We start from the raw sequence: 18,684 nt of genomic DNA, 5'->3' as shown, positions 1-18,684 counted from the left end.
ATCTCTGTTAAAATATTTATTGTCTTGTTCACTTAATGAATCCGTAAAAATACCGACCTAAATCTATGTTCAAAAGCTTGGTTTTCTCGGTCAGCACTACGGACTGGCTTTTATAAAGGGTGCAATTGGTCACCGATGGTGAAACCTCACGTATAGATCTGGCCAATTAGTGTTTGAGGACGGCGAAAGTTCATCCGATTTTTCAGCACGCAACCAAACACCAGACGGCATTGTTGTAACTGGGTATTGAGGGTCAATTTTATTCTCGCTCGTCACGTTGGAATAGACAAATTCCAGTTGCCCAAGGCCTTTGACCAGAACGGCTCGCCCGTCAAGATCCTTGAGATTTGGGGTTTCCCAAGCCAAGACAAGATCAAATACCCCACCCTCAGACCCTGCAATGCTGAACCCCGGCACAAGTGAAAGCTGAAATTGCAATATATTAGGCGTCTCGGGAAAACTAACAGGTATGGCAGTCCAGCTTATAGTGTCTTTTTCCCCCAGAAAGCGGGCATCAGGAAACTGCTCTTTTGTAAGAGCGGCCGCCAATAACTCCGAAACCGTTGTTTGGGCACGCATAACCTCAGATGTTGTGATTGAAAGCGAAACGCCTCGTTGAAATAGTCGTATAGTACCTGTGGAAGCCACAACCAAAGTGAGAGAAATAAGCGAGAGTATAGCAACAGCAATCAGCATCTCAATGAGAGAAAAGCCATGCTCAGAAGAATGTATGCCTTGATCAGTATAGGTCATGCGCCCGAACCGCACGCAGTAATACCACCGTACCAAACTGTTCTGTATCAATAACGACAGAAACCTGATATAGAAACTCCTGATCCGAACTTTGTCGGCTCTGAATATAGCTTGGCTCATATGGTTCGATTGTAATTGTTGCCGTCCGATTTGACGGCAATTCAAGTATCTGCTCACCAGTAACCAGTTTGATTTCTGTTCCTACAGACTCAACAAGGTTGCGCGCTTCTAAAATTGCCTGTGCTTTAACAGACGATCTATTTTGAACGTTCGCAGATACCTGAGAAAACCTAATCAAAGCCACCACGGCCAGTGAACAAATTGCCAGTGCAATCAACGCCTCAATTAACAAGAAGCCATCATCGCCAGCAATCAGGTCGTCACCACAATCTCTGTTCTGAGAGCGATCAGAAAACATGTTATCGATACCAAATATCTTGGTCATCACCTGACCCTTCCAACTGGTTATCGGCGCCCAAGCTCAAAAGGTCGAATTCACCTGTTTCGCCCGGCACTCGGTATTGATAGGAGTTGCCCCAAGGGTCCAGCAATGCCGAAGGTCTTTCTAAATAAGGTCCGTTCCAACGCCTGCGGTTGGCAGGCCGAACCAACAAAGCCTGTAAGCCTGCTTCTGTTGAGGGCAAAGACCCAACCTCCAACCGGTATAGCTCCAGAGCCTGCGCGATTGAAGCCATCTGCGCAGAAGCAGTACTGGACTTGGCACCGGATAAATATTTGGTAACCTTTGGTGCCACCAATGTGGCCAAAAGACCCACGATGGTTAAAACAACAAGAATTTCCAGTAATGTAAAACCAGCATCTGTTTCGCCAGACTGTGAATTTACGTTTCTCTTTTTCATTGACTCAGTCCTAAATTGCCAGGTCATTTATATCCAAAATGGCACCAAAGATTGACGACACGAGAAGACCAATAATCCCACCCAATAGGCATATTAAGACGGCTGGTAAATAAGCGGTTAGTCGTTCAATTTTTTCTTCTAGGTCACTACGTAAAATGTCCGCGGATCGGTGCAGCATTGGCGACAAGTTACCTTTTGCTTCTCCAATACGTACCATTTGAACAAAGACAGCTGGTATATTGTCTATTTTAAGAACGGCAACGGAGAGGTTTCGTCCATTTTCAACCTCTTTTGAAACTTGCTCCAGGCTTTTCCCAATGATTTTATTGGTGACACCATCACGAGCTAATCTCAGTGCAGTCACAATCTCCACACCGCCCTTCAACAGGTTGGCTAGAAGGAAAGAGAAGTTCGCAATTTCGTTATACATTATCGCGCTGGAAATCATGGGAATCTTCAAAAGAAGACCGCTAAACCAATCTTTCAATTTAAGTACCAGAGAACTTTGAATGTGCCCGGCCAAGACTGCTGCCAATAAAGCGGCCAGAAACAATGGCACAAGATCAACAAAGGAAATGAGAAGACTAAGCGTTCCTGGCAATTCTTTACCGAGATCCTGAAACAAATCCCGAAAGGCTGGAGCGATGACGGCACCCATAAAAATAAGCGTGAAAAAGGCAACAAATAATACCACCAAAGGATAAGATAAAGCAGATTGCAATTTCTTATTGGCATCCATGCTGTTCTGAAGCAGCGTCGTTGCCTGCGTTAGGTTGTTTGCTAGTTGACCGCTTTTCTCTCCGGCTTTGATTAAAGATATCAACGGCCCAGTACTGCGGTCTGGCAACATTTTTGAGCTTACAAAAGCCGACGAAAGGCTCTTGCCGCCCCTCACTTCAGTGATTATATGCTGCACAAGTCGCAATTGGTTTTTTGAGCCCTCGGTTTCCTTAGATAAAATTGTCAGAGCCTCATCAACAGAGACACCACTTTCCAAAAGATCGGAAAGTCCAGAAACTACAGACAAAGTTTCTTTGGGATTCAGAGCCGCGTTTTTGGTACGAACGAAATTCCACCGGGATTGCGACTTGGACTTTATGGTGACAGGTAAATGTCCTTTCGCACGCAGAACGCTAACAACTTCTTCTTGGTTGGGCTTTTCCATCTCCCCAGTGATTACCTGCCCTGAATCAGAAATAGATTTATAGTAAAATCTGGTCACAGCGAAATTTCATCACGCAGCGCACTGGCATCAGGGTTTGGCACCGTAGGATCACTCATTGTTAGCCGGAGCACCTCTTCACTGCTGGTTATACCAGCATGAACCTTTTCCATACCATCTGTCATGAAGTCCTGCATCCCTTCGGCCTTCGCGACTTGTTCAATCGATGAAGTATCAGCGCCCGACAATATAAGTTTCTGAACGCTGGAACTAAGAGAGAGCACTTCAGCCACCGCACACCTACCTTGATACTGCAGTACGCCATTCTGGGGTACATCAGACAGCTTTCTAACCAACCGCTGGGCAACAGCACCGCGAACGGCCGCCGTGATCAGATAATCATCAACCCCCATATCGAGGAGCCGGTGTACAGCGCCTGCCGCAGTATTCGTGTGCAAGGTTGCCAAAACCAAGTGACCCGTAAGCGAAGCCTGAATAGCAATTTCGGCAGTCTCACGATCGCGAATTTCACCAATTAAAATAATGTCAGGATCATGTCTCAATACGGATCGCAAAACAGATGGAAATGTAAGACCGATGGCTGGGTTGATAGAGACCTGGGTTACGCCATTCAACTCGTACTCTACAGGGTCCTCGATGGACATAATCTTTGTTGTTCCATCAATTTTTTCCTGAAGGGCTGCATATAATGTTGTTGTCTTTCCACTGCCTGTAGGGCCGGTCACAAGAATAAGACCATTGGGATTGTCCAAAAGCCGCCTAACCCTGATCAAATTGCCTTCCGAATACCCAAGGTTTTCAAGGTTAAGTGGTATATTACTACGGTTTAATAGCCGAACCGTAAGACTTTCGCCTTCCAAAACTGGCATGCTAGCCACCCGTAAATCAACCTCACGTCCGTTACTTATAATACGTGCGCGCCCATCCTGTGGCAGCCGCTTTTCGGCAATATCCATACCTGCGAGAATTTTAATACGAGACATCAGCGCACTCGGACTAGCAACAGGACCAACAGCCTGCTGTTTCAAGATACCGTCAGTTCTAAACCGAACTTCGAATATTCCTTTTTGACGATGCAAATGTATATCCGACGCATTTAAAAGCACTGCCTGATCAAAGATCTTCTCGACCGCACGAACTGTCGGTTCATCCTCAAAACGTGATCGCAAAGCCGCCATATTTTGATTTACATTATCAGCCTCTTCTTCACTATCAGATGGTGACGTGTACGGCTCTGGTATGACTAAGTCCATTAGGGCATTTAACTGGGACTGTGCAATGGCACAGGGAATCACTTGCATCTGCATGAAGTCTTGTAACGTTTTCGCTGTTTTTCTATCCATCGGATCGAGCATGGCAACCTTAACGCCAATATCCGTGATTTCAATTGGTAAAACATGCTGGTGTCGCAGATACCGGGCACTGATTTTTTCGTTGAAAAGAAGTTCGCTCAGCTGAAATTCAGGCCGAACTTTCTCAATATCAAGATAGGACGACAGTTGATCAGCCAACGTCTGATCGTTAATTAAGCCAAGCCCCAGAACGGTCTGTGAAAGGTTGATTTTCTCGAGCACCATTGTGTCCAAGACCAACAGGACATCTTTCATAACAATTTGTTTTTGGGATTCCAGAAATGCCAAAAAACCCTCGTAACTTTTATCTGTAAACATACTACCATCTCTTTGCCATGAGGCTTCAATGACCTCAATTCGCACTGACCAAGACTACGAGGTGAGTAGTGACTGAGGTGCACCTACTTCACATGAATGTGATTGTATCCCTGGGTTTGCACCCCCCTTTCAAGTTTTACCGTAACCCTCACTAACCGTCGGGATATCCCGTTGGTACACTAAAACTTGTTCAACATGATCAATTGGTTCGGTCATTCCATCCAGCTGATTTTTTTATGAAAACGAAAGCAAATAATATGAGATTCCCCGCCTTGAAAATGGCCCTCGCTACCGGGCTGATGGCAACCAGTGCAATGGGCCTTGTTGTTCACGCATCAAGCCACAATGAAGCGCCTGCGATTTCTCAGTTGCGTCAAGTAGATGGCACAGACTTCTACATGTTCCGCAGCTATGAGCCTGGCCGTGAAGATTACATGACCATTATGGGCAACTACTACCCATTACAGCAGCCATATGGCGCCGTCGTGTTTTTCGCAATGGACGAAGATGCTGTGTACGAATTGCACCTCGACAACGATGGTGACAATGTTGAAGATCTGACATTCCAGTTTGATTTCAACATTGAGCTTGGCGGCATTACGGTTGACGCAGGTGGTCAGCAAACAGAAGTAGCTCTCTACAGTGCCGGCGTCATCGGTCCAAACAGGGAAGACAACGCAGCCCTCAACCTTCGTGAAACATATACATTGACACTAATTGAAGGTGATCGTCGTAGAGGCAAGAAAACTGTTCTCCGTGATCGCGAAACTGGTTCACACATCTTCCAAAAACCAGCAGATTACGTTGGCACCGATACGTTTGGCGGGCCTGGCAACTATGAAACATATGCACGTGATCACGTGTATGAATTCGACATGCCTGATTGCGACATGCCTGGTAAGGTTTTTGTTGGCCAGCGTAAAGACCCATTCAATGTAAACCTTGGCCAAGCTTTTGATTTGCTAAATTTCCAAACACTGAACGAAGATGGAAGCGTTACTCCTTTCTTGCCAGTTGGCGAAGCAAACTCTGACATCGGCCCTGATGTAACAGATGATGACAATGTAACAACTTTGTCTGTTGAGCTGCCGATCGCTTGTACAACAGCTGACGGCGACCCGGTTGTAGGTGGCTGGACTACAGCTAGCCTGCCTAAAGCACGCCTGCTTCGTAACCTTAGCGAAAAACGAAAAGACCCTGATTTCGAAGCTGGACGTTTGGTTCAGGTTTCTCGTCTTGGTTCACCTCTCGTGAACGAGCTGGTTATCGGTCTTTCTGACAAAGATCGCTTCAACAATAGCGAACCGAAAGACGACGGGCAGTTTGCAAACTATGTCACTAACCCTGCATTCCCAGAAATCATTGAAAGCGTATTCGGTGGCGCTGGTGTTGTAGTTCCTGCGCCGAACTTGTTTCCGCGAACGGACCTTATCGCAACATTCCTGACTGGCCTGACCGTTCCAAATACATTCAACACTGCTCCACAAAGTGGTACTGCATTGAGTGAAATGATGCGTCTGGACACGTCTGTTGCTGCCACGCCGTTTGGCATGCAGAACCCACTGGGTGTTCTTGACTTTGAAGACCTTGGTGAAGGCGTTGAGCGCCCATACCTTGCTGCAGATCCTGCTGGTTACCCTAATGGTCGCCGCCCAGGTGATGACGTAATCGACATCACGCTTCGCGCTGCAATGGGTACTCTGATCTCTGTTGGTTTCTTCGGTGAAGCTGAAGATGCACCTGCAGGTTTGGTACCTTTCGTAGATGGTGCACGACGCACGTCGCTCGAATTCTTAAATGAATTCCCTTACTTTGAGACGCCACTTCCTGGCGACCGCGACGATTAATATGCGCATACCTTGCGACACAGAAACTCAGAAGTGGGGAGGGAGGTTTCTCTCCCCACTCTTCATATTGGTGTTATTGAGTTCGTTCGTTTCATTGCCAATGAAAGCGATGCAATCAGAAAACACGGACGATCAAGTCATTGCGCGCCTACCGGATAGTAACGATCCAGAGACAGTTTTATTGACGCGCATGCGACGCTACACGCAAGAGCACCCAGACGACTTGGGAACTGCGGTTAACCTAGCGCATCGTTATATTGCAAAAGGCAAAAATGAAAGTGACACACGGTATTTGGGGTATGCTGCAGCAGTGTTGAAAAGATGGTTAGATATGGAACAAACTCCGACACAGATAACGCTACTTGATGCCGAGATTAAACAATATAATCATGATTTCAGCGGTGCGCTCAATTCTCTAGGCGATATACCTCAGTCAACCCAACAATATCCAACAGCTGCGCTCATGAGCGCAAATATACATCAGATTCAAGGTCGGTTCGTCGAGGCCCACACCAACTGCAATACGCTAGGTACAAGGATGTCCCATATATCTGAAATTTGTACCCTTTCGCTTGCTTCATTGACCGGCGATTTGGATGTTGCACGCCAGAAGCTGCAGGAATTATTGACCACAAATTCATATCAGCCAGAAATTACAACATGGGCGCTGGGAAAGCTTATGGACATGTCGGTAAGAAGTAATAGAGTCCAGGAGGCCTTATATTATGCCGGTTTCATGGATAAAACGTTGGCGAGAGCTGCTTTTCACAGAGCACAACTCGCAGATGTGCTGTTTATGCTAAATCGACCTTCGGATGTATTGTCTCTTATCTCAGAAGACGAACAGTCAGATGCACTTATTGTTCGAAGGTTGAGGGCTCAGAAAATTTTAGGCCAAAACTGGCGATCAACGGCATCCAAGAGGCTAGAACGTTTATTTCTAGCTTTAAGCAAACGCGGTAAAAATCCGCACGCACGCGAAGCTGCCTATTACTATCTTTATCTGAGTGAAGAGCCGCAAAAAGCTCTGTCGGCTGCGCTTGAAAACTGGAACGATCAAAAAGAGCCAATTGACATACGACTGCTGATGGAAACAGCAAAGCAATCCGGGAATATGAATACCGTTGACTATGTCGTGGATTGGATCATCAAAAATAGATATCAAGACGCAACTATAGCAAAGTTCCTGATGCCAGTATCTGATACAGGTGCAACAGAATGATGAAAAGACTTGCGGCATTACTGTTGACAACACTAGTCGCTACAAATACTGCGTTTGCGCATCAAGCAAGTGATAGCTACCTTGTTTTGACTACTGAAGGCCAAAGGGTTTTCGCACAATGGGATATTGCATTTCGAGACCTCAATGTTTTGCTAGAAATGGATACCAATGGGGATGGGTCGATCACCCGAGGAGAGTTGAAGTCTCATCGTAGTCAAATTCTGGATGTCGCTTCACGCAACCTGATTTTAACACAGGGTGATAGTAAGTGTGGGTTCGAAAACACCACTCAAAACCCAACTTTTTTGAATAATGACCCTTATCTATCCCTCAATTTTTCGGTAGCCTGCCCTAATCCCGGCGAACCAGTTCGGCTGCAATATAAATTTTTATTTGAGACTGATCTATCTCATCAAAGTTTATTTAAACTTGTTAATAACGGCAAAGAAACAGCCGGCATAATTAATGCTGATAACCGGACATTGACATTAAACCAACTATCAACATCGGTTTCTTTCACAGATTTTTTTGTTTCAGGCTTTGTCCATATTATGGATGGCCCTGATCATATTCTATTTCTGCTCGTATTAGTCATTGCCGTAACTCTTTCCGCCGAGCGAAAACATATTGCCAAGAAGCAAATCTGTTTCAACACTGTAAAATTATTAACTGCTTTCACCGTAGCACATGCAATCACTCTCGGCTTGGCACAAACAGGTATTTTGTTCTTACCCGCATGGCTGGTTGAAAGCGCGATAGGATTGAGTGTAGCAATTGCTGCAGCAGATCTTTTTTATCCGTTTTTAGGGGCAAAAAAGTGGCCTGCGGCCTTTACTTTTGGCTTGATTCACGGTCTGGGTTTTGCAAGCGCACTTGGACCGCTTCATATTATGGGTACAGATTTAGTCATTGCCCTAACTGCATTCAACTTAGGAATTGAATTCGGGCAATTGGTTTTAGCAACTACAGCATTGATCATATTACTATCTCTAAAACCCCAAAACAAAATACACTTTTTTGTCACTAGAGTTTTCGCCACTATCGCCTTCATAACCGGACTGTGTTGGTTCATGCAGAGAGCATTCGGTTTTTAATTTTATTGTTGGACATACTCAAAATGAGCTGAAAAAATATTTTTAAAGCAGTGCATCTAAACGCAATCCCCCCGTCGTAATTGGCCGTAACCACACCAATATTAGGGGATGAATCTTGCCGTTAGGCTCTGTACAGAAGGTAGAGACCGTTGGAAATAAACCGTTCAATACGGTAAAACCAGTGGACTCACTGTCGATTCCAGCGCGCACACGTGACGTTCGGGAGGCGACAGTAAATTACCTGACCTTAATCGGTAAAGAACAGAGCAAGCCTGCATTCGCGGCCCTATTTGCTTATTACGCGCCCAAAATAAATCAATATATGCTCAAAATGGGTGCTTCCAGTGCATGTGCCGATGAATTGACACAAGAGGCATTCCTCGCGGTATGGAACAAAGCCCGACTTTATTGTCCTCAAAAAGCTTCCCCAAGTACGTGGCTTTATACCATTGCACGCAATAAATTTTTCGACCTTATGCGTAGAGAAAGGCGAGTACAGCTCACCTCAATTCTATATCCTCCTGAAAATAGAGAGAATGAAAACGCAGACGAACAACTATCACAAATTCAAGTTCAAAAAGAAGTGCGAGACGCCCTAAATGAACTACCGCAGAATCAATATGAAATAGTCTTCAAAATGTATATGGAGGGCAAAACCCAAGACCGCATCGCGATAGAACTGGATGTACCTGTCGGAACTGTCAAATCGAGAGCACGGCTAGCTTATGCGAAGTTAAAGCGAGAATTAGATGTCGACGCTTGAGCAGTTTTCAAGGTAAACTGTAGCATGACATTTCAAACTAAAGGCACAAGTTGCAGGCAATTTAATGGCATATGAACAATTGTTAGCATCCGTTTCTCAAGGCGACGAGAAAGCATTTTCAGAGCTTTATGGTGAAGTTAGTGGGAAATTATATGCGATTGCCTTGCTTATTCTAAAACGAGCAGATCAAGCAGAGGACATAACCCAAGAAGCATTTTTGAGAATTTGGCAACAGGCTCCGACTTATGCATCTGAAAAGGGCACACCAATGGCATGGATGGCAACAATATTGAGACGGCTTGCAATAGATCGCATTCGCTCCATTCAACGGCAATTACGCACAGGCAAAGCTTATGAGGAAGAGATATTAATTGATACCGCCAATATCATTACACCCCAAAGCGAAGATAACGATCAGATTTGGGAATGCCTGCAACAATTGGACAAAGAGCGTGCCAATCTGATTTCATTATCCTTTGTTGGTGGTTACACGCACGAGGAACTCGCTGAAAATTGCCAGAAACCTCTTGGTACCGTTAAAAGTTCAATCAGACGCGGCCTGCAATCCTTAAAAAAATGTTTGGAAGCAAGAGGTGAATGAGAAACTCAATAATTGGGCTTCCGATCTCGTTCCAAAATACTTATGGGGCGTGATAGATCGCAAAATTGCAAAGAATAATAAGGTGTTTCCAAATGGCATTGAAGCGGTATATCGGGAAAAGGGCGATTGGTGGCCGCTAACTGCTGGCGTTATGGTCAAATCGCTCTATATCGACAATGATACGCAAACGGAATCCTTTTTGATGAAATTTACACCAGGAAGTAGTGTGGAAACACACTCTCATGATGGCTTTACGGAAGAATGTATGGTAATGGAGGGGGATATCATTCTGGGAGATATTCGGTTTGCTCCAGGTGATTTTCATGTCGCCAAACCTGATTCTACTCATCCATCACTTTGGTCTGAAAAAGGTGGAGTTTTATTTGTCAGGTCCAAACGTGTTACTGGAATGACTGAACCATACTCTTGTGAAGGTAAGACTTAAAACAGTGACTAACGAAAAAGACATTTTAGCCTCTGAATATGCACTTGGCACGCTAGACGCAGATCAGCGTTTAGAAGCAGAACAACTTATGAACAATGACCCCGACTTTGCCTCATTGGTAACCGCATGGGACAGTCGGCTGGCACCACTGGCTGACGCCATCGAGGATGTACAGCCGCCAAAGTCTTTATGGGAAAATATTCATAAGCGTATGGGGCGCAACAATACAGCACTGCCCCCAGGGGTTCTGGCGGTTAATAAAGACCAAGGGCGTTGGTACAAGCATTCCAATAATGTTGAGGTTAAATCTCTATATATCGATGAAGAATTAGGGAGCGAATCTTACTTGCTAAAGTTTGGCCCAGACAGTGTCGTGGAAGAACACGAGCATGGTGACTGGAACGATGAATGCATTGTTATGGAAGGCACCATATTTGTTGGTGGCGTTAAATTTGGCCCGGGCGATTTTCACGTTGCGACAAGAGGGGCCGTACATCCGAAACTGTGCTCAGATAGCGGTGGTGTTTTGTTCGTAAGGTCACGCCGTATCACCGGCGTTGCTGCTTAAAAAATTATTTCAGTTTATTGTCACCCTCGCGTTGATTCTACACGTATCCAATAATATTGGACCGATACACATCGGATAGGTTTCGTTTTTGGGATACGAAAAATTGTTTTCAATCAAGAATTATATTGATGAGACCTCATTAGCAGCATACGCAGCAGGCCAACTTTCAACTGGTCAGTCTTTAATGACTGCAGCACATATCGATATGTGTCCTGAGCTCCAATCAGAAGTTACAAGGCTTGAGGCTTTGGGTGGTCAAATGCTGGAAGACTTGCAGCCAAGCAAAGATATTGGCTATGCGATGCTAGGTAACATTTTAAACCGGATCGAGGAGCAGGAAGAGAACTTTCCCAGACACGCTCATCCGGAAGTATCTATTGTTCTTGACGAAGCTAAAGGCTTGTTTCCCAAAACCATCAAGCGGTTTTTAGGGTTTGATTATTCGCAAGCTCGCTGGCGATTTGCCGGTCCTGGATCCATGATCAGTCATCTTTGGCAAGATGGCATGGGCGGTCGGATGTGGATGTTTAAAAGTCGTGCTGGTGCCATTACACCTATTCATACACACAGCGGTATCGAATGGACTCTGATTTTAAAAGGAGGCTATTCCACGAAAGAAGGACATTTTCTGCGAGGTGATTTGCATCAAGTCGATGAAAACGACGAACATCAGCCTATCATGGACAAAAAAGAAGACTGCGTCTGTCTTGTTTTCACGGAAGGCCCAACCATCTACTCAAGTTTTTTGCCAAAGGTCATGCAAAAGTTCACCAAAATCTAGCGTAATGAAAAACAAATTTTTAGGCATTTAAGCGGGACGGTAATAAACAAACTTTATTGCCAGGAACTGCCTACATTATTACGAAAAACTCGTAGGAAGCCTAAAGTGTTTTTATTAAGAGGGTATCGTGAAAAACAATAAAATAGGTGTCGTAGTTTGGCCTCTCTATGCTTCGGCTTTATTTATCGCGCAATCATGCCTGGCAGATGATTCCGCATACGAAAATGAAACGGGCGCGGATATTGAAACTATCGTGGTCTATGGTCGAGAATTAAACTTACTTGGCATTGCTAAGGCGGCGTCCGAAGGAACGGTTGGGTACGATGACTTTAAGGATCGTCCAATCTCCCGGGTTGGTGAACTGGTTGAGGTAATCCCGGGTGCAATTGCAACGCAGCACTCAGGTGAAGGTAAGGCAAACCAGTATTTTTTGAGAGGCTTCAACCTTGACCATGGCACTGATTTTTCAGCCCATGTAGACGGCGTGCCCGTAAACCTGCGAACTCACGGACATGGTCAAGGATATCTGGACCTGAATTTTGTTATCCCAGAAGTTGTGGAGCGTGTTGATTATACTAAAGGCCCCTATTCCGTTAATAACGGCGACTTTTCTTCTGCTGGTGCAGCGCGATACAAGTTCTACGAAACCCTAGAAAATCCATTTGTTCAATTCACGGCCGGTGAATTCGACTATTACCGCTCGGTAATGGCTGGAAGCTTTGAACTTGGGCCAGATACAAACATCTTATTAGCAGTAGAAGGGGCTCTTCAAGATGGCCCGTGGATCCTTGAACAAGACCTTGAAAAAATCAACAGTCTGGCCAAAATCACGCATCGATCAACAGAATGGGAAACCAGTCTAAATCTGGGTGCATATAGCAGCAGCTATATTGCCACAGACCAAATTCCACAACGCGTAGTAGATAGCGGCTTAATTGATCGGTTTGGCTTCATAGATGATGACTTGGGTGGTTCAACCAATCGTTTCAGTGCCAGTATCACCTCACAGCATGAAGCTGCAGATTTCACAACCACGAATTTATCTGCATACATTGTTAATTATGATTTTTCCCTTTTTTCAAATTTCACCTATTTTCTGGACGACCCAGTCAATGGGGATGAATTTGAACAACTGGACGAACGTACATATTTTGGCGGGGCAATTACTCAGGAACGCTTTCTCAGTGAGCGCGCTACTTTAGCTTACGGGATCGAAGGGCGTTATGATAATATCTCAGATCTCGGCCTGTTTAGAACGCAGGGGAGACAGCGCCTGGCAACGCTTCGCCGCGATCAGGTTAAACAGTCCAGTGTTGGCCTTTGGGCTTCTGGTGAGTATTCCATCACTCCAGACATCCGATTATCACTCGGGCTTCGAGGCGACTATTATCATGGGTCTGTTGATGCGATAAGTCTGCCAGCCAATAGTGGCAAAGCCGATGATACCCTTATTTCACCAACTTTGGGCCTCGCTTGGCGAGCTACGGATGAACTAGAGTTGTATGCAAACTACGGACATGGTTTTCATTCAAACGACGTGCGCGGTGCAACAATCAGCATTGACCCCGCCAGCAATGAACAGGCAACGCAAATACCAATTCTTGTTCAATCCAAAGGAGCAGAAGTAGGTGCCCGATACAGCGATGATAATTTCGTCGCAACGGTTTCTCTGTTTTCTTTATCTCTGGATTCAGAACTTGTGTTTGTCGGTGATGCCGGCACAACAGAAGCAAACGATGGCTCCGATAGATACGGCGTAGAGGCAAGTGTTTTCTGGCGGCCCGTTGACTGGCTTGCACTGGATATGAGCGGGGCATTAACAGACGTACGCTTTGACATCAATGGTGTAGACGATGAAATACCGGGTGCGGTAAGTCGCGTTTTTGGTGGTGGGGTTGTTGTGCGTTTTGACACGTTAACAGTCAGTGCTCGCATCCGTCACTTCGGAGGTGCCCCCCTTACAGAGGATGGCACGATAAAAGCACCATCAACGACCCTTTTAAACGGTAGTGTGAATCATAAGTGGCATGGCCTCACTCTTGGGTTTGAACTACTAAACCTGCTTGATACAAAAGATAATGACATCAGTTATTTTTTTGCGTCTCAACTGCAGGGAGAAAGCTCACCTGTAGAAGATATCCACTTCCACCCCGTTGAACCTCGTCAAATTCGTTTCTCTGTACGATATGATTTTTAGGCAATTACAGGCGCCTTGATAAAATTCATTTCATGAGATGAGTATCCAGCTAAAACACAATCCATGAAACATGCGCTGTAGTGCTTTTTGACAGAACACCCATAATGCATCATTGATGGATTAACATGCTCTATAAACATTGAATATTGACCGTCCATTAACTGTTGCGGACCTGAAACTTCAATTAGGTACATAGTGACATATCAATCTACAGCCCTTAATGCGCTTGGACAACCAAAACCAAGTGCAACAAGCATTTATATTGAGTTTTATTGCATCAATATTGAAAGGCGGCTCGTATATATTGGGTAGAATAAAAAAGAACGACGACAAGGATATAAAGTTATGAGCATTAAGACCTTCATCGTTGGGACTCTATTGGTTCTGAGCTCCTCCATTTCTTTCAATGCTATGGCCTTTGTAGAATATTCTACAGAGGAATTTTCGTTTAAGTCCGCTGGTTCCAATCTAAATGGCATTATCAGCCGCCCTAAAAACGGCGAAGCTACATCCATAGTTATAGTTGTTCATAGTTATGGTAGAACAAATGTGGTTGAAGGAAATGCATTTCGCGAGATTCGCTCTAAATTTACCGCCAAAGGAATTTCGGTTCTAGTATGGGACAAACCCGGCTGTGGTAAAAGTGAGGGTGAGTTCGATATAAATCAACCAATTGAAAGCAGCGCTGACGAGGTTTTGGCCGCAATTAACGCACTGAAAGCAATAAAGGAACCTGGATCCGACCGTATTGGGTTATGGGGCGGCAGTCGTGCTGGTTGGATTTCTCCACTTGCAATAAGTCGCGACCCGAGCATCAAATTCTGGGTTTCCATTAGCGGCACAGATGCTTTTGAGAATTGGGGTTATTTGCTTCGATCAAACCTGGAGTTAGCTGGCTATTCCACTTCAGAAATAGACTTAGTTTACAACGGGTGGCTTGAGGGAAATCTAGTCTTCAATTCGGGTGGAACTTATGAACAATACTTGAGTGTTAGCCGCAAGTTTTCGAAGAACGAGTTTGTACAGATGTTAACCGGACAGCAATATATCGAGCATAAACCGGGTTCTAGCGAGTATGAAGCTGACCAAAAATTATATTTGAAAAACCAAAAAAAATTCATGTCTGAAGAACATGTCTTTGATAGCGAGAACGGGTTAGAAATTATTGTTCCCAGCTTTGATCAAATTCTTAAATCTATATCCATCCCAGTACTTGCTATTTTCGGCGATAATGACCGGAACATCGACTGGCGAAAAACCAAAAAGCTTTATGAGAGTACAATAGGCTCGAACGACGCTTCAAATTTGTCGGTGAAGATATTTAAAAACGCAGATCATGCTTTAAGAATGAGCAAAACCGGCGGTTACCTTGAAACGCAAAAGGAAGATTATTGGAAGACGCCGCGCGCCAGCGGATATTATGAAGTGATGATTGAGTGGTTGTGCTCAAATGATTTCTGTTCAAAATCTCTGAGGTAAGATTTCTACCCCCACTTAAATAAGCTTCATTTACCATTAACCAGATTGCTACACTGATTAGGCTTGAATTCTCAAACTATAACATTAAAAGCTTGGTAACAACAGCAAGCTCGATAGCTTCTGTAGAGTATCTACACAATCATAGTCTTTAATCTTTTCGACACAGAAAACTCGCTCCGCAGTGCATGAAATAGGCATGACACTCTCAGAGCCAATGTCTATTTCCTCATGACAAAAATCTTATAACGCATTGATATATAATGAATTAATTTCGAATACTTTTTGAGAGAAAAGCTCGCAAAAAGTAAGTGGCGGTGGAGGTAGTCTGGCGAGAACTAATCTCTGCCTATTTCGCTGTTAAACAGGGAAACTACTGGGAAATTTTAGGTATTTAAAGCTGCATAAAACCTTCAATCCCTGCCAAGCCCTTAAAATACGCCTATTCAGCCTCAGGAATTACAATATCAGAACAGGGAATTTATTTCTCTGAACTGGGAACTATAGTCATGTATCACCGCACCAAGTGACGATAGAGCGCCTAGATTTATTATTACTTGCGTGCTTATTAAGTATGGATAATGATCAGTCTTCCTGATCTTGGTATTACAAAGCTAAACCGTAACTATGAAATTCTTGATATACTCATTGCTAGCATTATCACCCTTGCCACTTGCAAGTGTGCGCCCTTCTTGGCAATGGTTATGGGTTTTGACCGTCGGCGTAATAACGATCGCTTTTTTAATTAAATCGATACGCGGTCACGAGATCCAATGGCCTAAAGCCATCACATTACCAGCGGCATTGGTATTTTTGTGTGTAATTTGGGGTTTTATTCAGGCCTATGTTCCCATCGATCAAAGTATAATTGTCTCTAGCCTGCCAGCGTTCGAAACCATATCAGTCAACCCAGCACTTACGATCAACAACGTGCTCTATTTTCTGACGCATTTACTCCTTTTTTTCGGTGTTTATGCGTTTTGCTCTCGCAGGGACAAAGCTGTTAACCTGGTTAAGGTTATAGGCGTTACTGTTGGTTTCTAAGCGGCTTATGGTTTCACTGTTTATGTCTCTGGCAACGATACACTCCTATGGTTTGAAAAGTGGACCAACCAAAATTCCCTTACAAGCACATTTGTTAATCGCAACAACTTCGCAGCCTACGTAGGTATTGGCCTGCAATGCCTAATCGCTTACGCTTTTTTCTGGGCACAGGACGAGCTTGCAGAAGGACGTAGCGGCCGCGAACTATACCGTCATACCCTTGAAACGATGATTTCAAAGGCATGGTGGCTGCCTCTCGCTATCTTTTTAACAATTAGTGCGCTTTTGTTAACCAACTCAAGAGCTGGGTTTGGGTCGGTAGCAATCAGCGTGTTTCTGTTACTAGTCCTCAGCGCAAACAGGTATCGAAGCAATAGAGGCTCTACCATAAAATCTATTATGATGGTTTCTGCTGTTATTGCTGTCGCGGCCGGCTTGTTTGCGCTTAGCGGCGACGCACTAGATCAACGCCTGCAAGGAGGTGCAACGCTTGATGCACGCTTCACGGCATATCCTCATATGGTGCAGGCAATCATGGATCAACCACTGACAGGTTTCGGTCTCGGTACCTTCGATGAAGTTTTCCGGGTATACCGCGGACCGGACGTTACGATTTATTTCGACCGGGCTCACAGTGACTACCTTGAGATTGCAATGAACGCAGGCATCCCAGCCGCAACTATCCTTGTCATTGCATGCGGATTACCGCTGATAACACTATTTAGTGCCCTCAAGCACGGGGCGCAGTACCGCAGCTTTATTGCGCTTGGCATAACTGTAACAATGCAACTAGGCTTGCATTCGTTAGTAGACTTCTCCCTACAAATGCCTGCCGTATCTTATACATGGGTCGCCGTTGTTGCAGCAAGTATGGCAATTGCTATCCATTGCAAGAAGGAAACAATATCCACTCGTACATTTTAATCACCTCATTAAGAGCTAAAAAGCATACACACTCACTTCAGGCGTACAATTGGTCGAGTACTGCAAAACAAATAAACTGACGAAAAAAAAGAAACTACTCTCCTCACTGCCCGTAGCTCTTCAGAAGGTTTGCGAAAACCACGTAAACTGTCATATAAGAATTATGCAGACCAAACTAAATTAATAAGTTGATCAGCAACTTTGGAGACAAGTAAATGAGTTTAATTATTGCCTATCTTGGTATTATGTCGGTGCTCGTTATTGCGCTCAATGCCCGTTTTTTGGGCGAAATGTTAGGTGTTATGGATGACCCTTCCAAGGAAGCTCACAAGAAGCACATTATATCGACGCCTCTTGTTGGTGCCTTAATGGTAAGCTCCCTCGCGATCTTTATTCTCCTCAACCATTATTTTTTTCAAGCCAGCACACGCATGGTTGGAATTTCAGTTTGCACAATCCTAGTTGGAATTTTAGGTCTGTTTGACGACCGATTGCGGCTTAGTTGGCAAGTACGGTTAATACTAATTGGGGCTATTTCGTCTCTGTTAGTTTTTTGGGTCCCCGAACTTCGCCTTGATAATCTGATGTGGTCGTTTGGTTACACAACAGAGCTCGGGCGATGGCCTGGCGCGGCCTTCACCGTTTTATGCCTTATGACGCTTGTAATTTCCTTCAATATGATGGACGGATTCAATGGAGGCGTAATAGGCATTAGCCTTGTTTTGATGGTACTCATGGCTCTAGTAGCCACTAATCCACACCGTCAAGCGATCTGCCTATTCCTCACTTTCGCACTCGGCGTAATGTTTGTTTACAACATAAAAGGCGAATTTTTCTTAGGCGACGGCGGGGCCTACGCTCTGGGCCTTCTGGTTGGGTCTATTGCGCTTCTTACCTACAACGTGGGTGCCAATATTACTATCTATGCGGATACGATCTTTCTATGGCTCGCCATTCCCACGCTTGATTGCCTAAGAGTTGTAATTAAACGACGCCTTGGCAAAGAAAATCCATTCTATGCAGGGCGTGATCATTTACACCATTTGTTGATGGCAATATCCGGTCCCAAACGCACACTGCTTTTCTACCTAAGTAACGCTGCTCTTTTTGGATCAATGTCGCTCATTAGCGATACAGCAACATATATTCTGTTCCTAACTGAAGTAGCTGTTCTATTAGGCTCAGCAAAATACGCTGATCAACGCCTAGCTATAAAGCCTGCAGAATAAACAGATTTCAAGCTTTGCTAAAATGAC

General features: G+C 44.6%; 17 protein-coding genes. 12 read left to right on the top strand and 5 right to left on the bottom strand.

What is annotated here, in order from left to right; translation table 11 throughout:
- Positions 1–129: 129 nt before the first annotated feature.
- Genes OEU88_RS05690 through OEU88_RS05670 form a run of 5 tightly spaced genes read right to left on the bottom strand, consistent with a single transcriptional unit; the run spans position 130 to position 4,466 of the window.
- On the bottom strand, positions 130–753 hold the full coding sequence (locus OEU88_RS05690; protein ID WP_262694151.1) for a PulJ/GspJ family protein: 624 nt from the start codon (positions 751–753) through the stop codon (positions 130–132).
- The gene (locus tag OEU88_RS05685; RefSeq protein WP_262694150.1) at positions 740–1,198 is read right to left on the bottom strand and encodes a type IV pilus modification PilV family protein; all 459 of its coding nucleotides are present in this window, start codon (positions 1,196–1,198) and stop codon (positions 740–742) included. Before OEU88_RS05685 ends, OEU88_RS05690 begins: the two co-directional genes overlap by 14 nt.
- On the bottom strand, positions 1,173–1,613 hold the full coding sequence (gene gspG, locus OEU88_RS05680; protein WP_262694149.1) for a type II secretion system major pseudopilin GspG: 441 nt from the start codon (positions 1,611–1,613) through the stop codon (positions 1,173–1,175). The genes OEU88_RS05685 and gspG overlap by 26 nt, the downstream gene beginning before the upstream one ends.
- A gap of 10 nt (positions 1,614–1,623) precedes the next feature.
- Complete coding sequence (locus OEU88_RS05675) at positions 1,624–2,778, bottom strand: type II secretion system F family protein (protein ID WP_262694148.1); 1,155 nt, start codon at positions 2,776–2,778, stop codon at positions 1,624–1,626.
- Between the two features lie 53 nt (positions 2,779–2,831).
- On the bottom strand, positions 2,832–4,466 hold the full coding sequence (locus tag OEU88_RS05670) for a GspE/PulE family protein (RefSeq protein WP_262694147.1): 1,635 nt from the start codon (positions 4,464–4,466) through the stop codon (positions 2,832–2,834).
- A gap of 257 nt (positions 4,467–4,723) precedes the next feature.
- Between OEU88_RS05670 and OEU88_RS05665 the strand changes: the two genes are divergently transcribed.
- The 12 genes from OEU88_RS05665 to OEU88_RS05610 all read left to right on the top strand — a co-directional run bounded on the left by OEU88_RS05665 (position 4,724) and on the right by OEU88_RS05610 (position 18,657).
- The gene (locus OEU88_RS05665) at positions 4,724–6,313 is read left to right on the top strand and encodes a DUF4331 domain-containing protein (protein WP_262694146.1); all 1,590 of its coding nucleotides are present in this window, start codon (positions 4,724–4,726) and stop codon (positions 6,311–6,313) included.
- Positions 6,314–6,422: 109 nt separating this feature from the next.
- Positions 6,423–7,535 carry a hypothetical protein gene (locus OEU88_RS05660; RefSeq protein WP_262694145.1) on the top strand — a complete coding sequence of 371 codons (1,113 nt, stop codon included), beginning with the start codon at positions 6,423–6,425 and terminating at the stop codon, positions 7,533–7,535.
- Entirely contained in the window at positions 7,532–8,629 is a 1,098-nt protein-coding gene (locus OEU88_RS05655; protein WP_262694144.1) for a HupE/UreJ family protein, read from the top strand. The genes OEU88_RS05660 and OEU88_RS05655 overlap by 4 nt, the downstream gene beginning before the upstream one ends.
- A 115-nt stretch (positions 8,630–8,744) precedes the next feature.
- The gene (locus OEU88_RS05650; RefSeq protein WP_262694143.1) at positions 8,745–9,392 is read left to right on the top strand and encodes an RNA polymerase sigma factor; all 648 of its coding nucleotides are present in this window, start codon (positions 8,745–8,747) and stop codon (positions 9,390–9,392) included.
- A 64-nt stretch (positions 9,393–9,456) separates the two neighbouring features.
- Positions 9,457–9,993: an RNA polymerase sigma factor gene (locus OEU88_RS05645; protein ID WP_262694142.1), complete on the top strand. Its 537-nt coding sequence runs from the start codon at positions 9,457–9,459 to the stop codon at positions 9,991–9,993.
- Positions 9,986–10,438: a cupin domain-containing protein gene (locus OEU88_RS05640; protein ID WP_262694141.1), complete on the top strand. Its 453-nt coding sequence runs from the start codon at positions 9,986–9,988 to the stop codon at positions 10,436–10,438. The genes OEU88_RS05645 and OEU88_RS05640 overlap by 8 nt, the downstream gene beginning before the upstream one ends.
- 4 nt (positions 10,439–10,442) lie before the next feature.
- Entirely contained in the window at positions 10,443–11,006 is a 564-nt protein-coding gene (locus OEU88_RS05635) for a cupin domain-containing protein (RefSeq protein WP_262694140.1), read from the top strand.
- 88 nt (positions 11,007–11,094) lie between these two features.
- Positions 11,095–11,787 (top strand): ChrR family anti-sigma-E factor, encoded by a 693-nt coding sequence (locus tag OEU88_RS05630; protein WP_262694139.1) that lies wholly within the window; start codon positions 11,095–11,097, stop codon positions 11,785–11,787.
- Positions 11,788–11,914: 127 nt separating this feature from the next.
- Positions 11,915–13,984 (top strand): TonB-dependent receptor, encoded by a 2,070-nt coding sequence (locus tag OEU88_RS05625; protein WP_262694138.1) that lies wholly within the window; start codon positions 11,915–11,917, stop codon positions 13,982–13,984.
- Positions 13,985–14,329: 345 nt separating this feature from the next.
- Complete coding sequence (locus OEU88_RS05620; RefSeq protein ID WP_262694137.1) at positions 14,330–15,463, top strand: alpha/beta hydrolase family protein; 1,134 nt, start codon at positions 14,330–14,332, stop codon at positions 15,461–15,463.
- 1,269 nt (positions 15,464–16,732) lie between these two features.
- Positions 16,733–17,428: an O-antigen ligase family protein gene (locus OEU88_RS05615; RefSeq protein ID WP_262694136.1), complete on the top strand. Its 696-nt coding sequence runs from the start codon at positions 16,733–16,735 to the stop codon at positions 17,426–17,428.
- Between the two features lie 215 nt (positions 17,429–17,643).
- Positions 17,644–18,657 carry an MraY family glycosyltransferase gene (locus tag OEU88_RS05610; RefSeq protein WP_262694135.1) on the top strand — a complete coding sequence of 338 codons (1,014 nt, stop codon included), beginning with the start codon at positions 17,644–17,646 and terminating at the stop codon, positions 18,655–18,657.
- Positions 18,658–18,684: the final 27 nt, after the last annotated feature.

This window comes from Kordiimonas aquimaris, from assembly GCF_025574485.1.
In the GTDB taxonomy this organism is placed as follows: domain Bacteria; phylum Pseudomonadota; class Alphaproteobacteria; order Sphingomonadales; family Kordiimonadaceae; genus Kordiimonas; species Kordiimonas aquimaris.
Note: the sequence above shows the minus strand (reverse complement) of the source record. Positions and strands in the feature narration are given on the sequence as shown.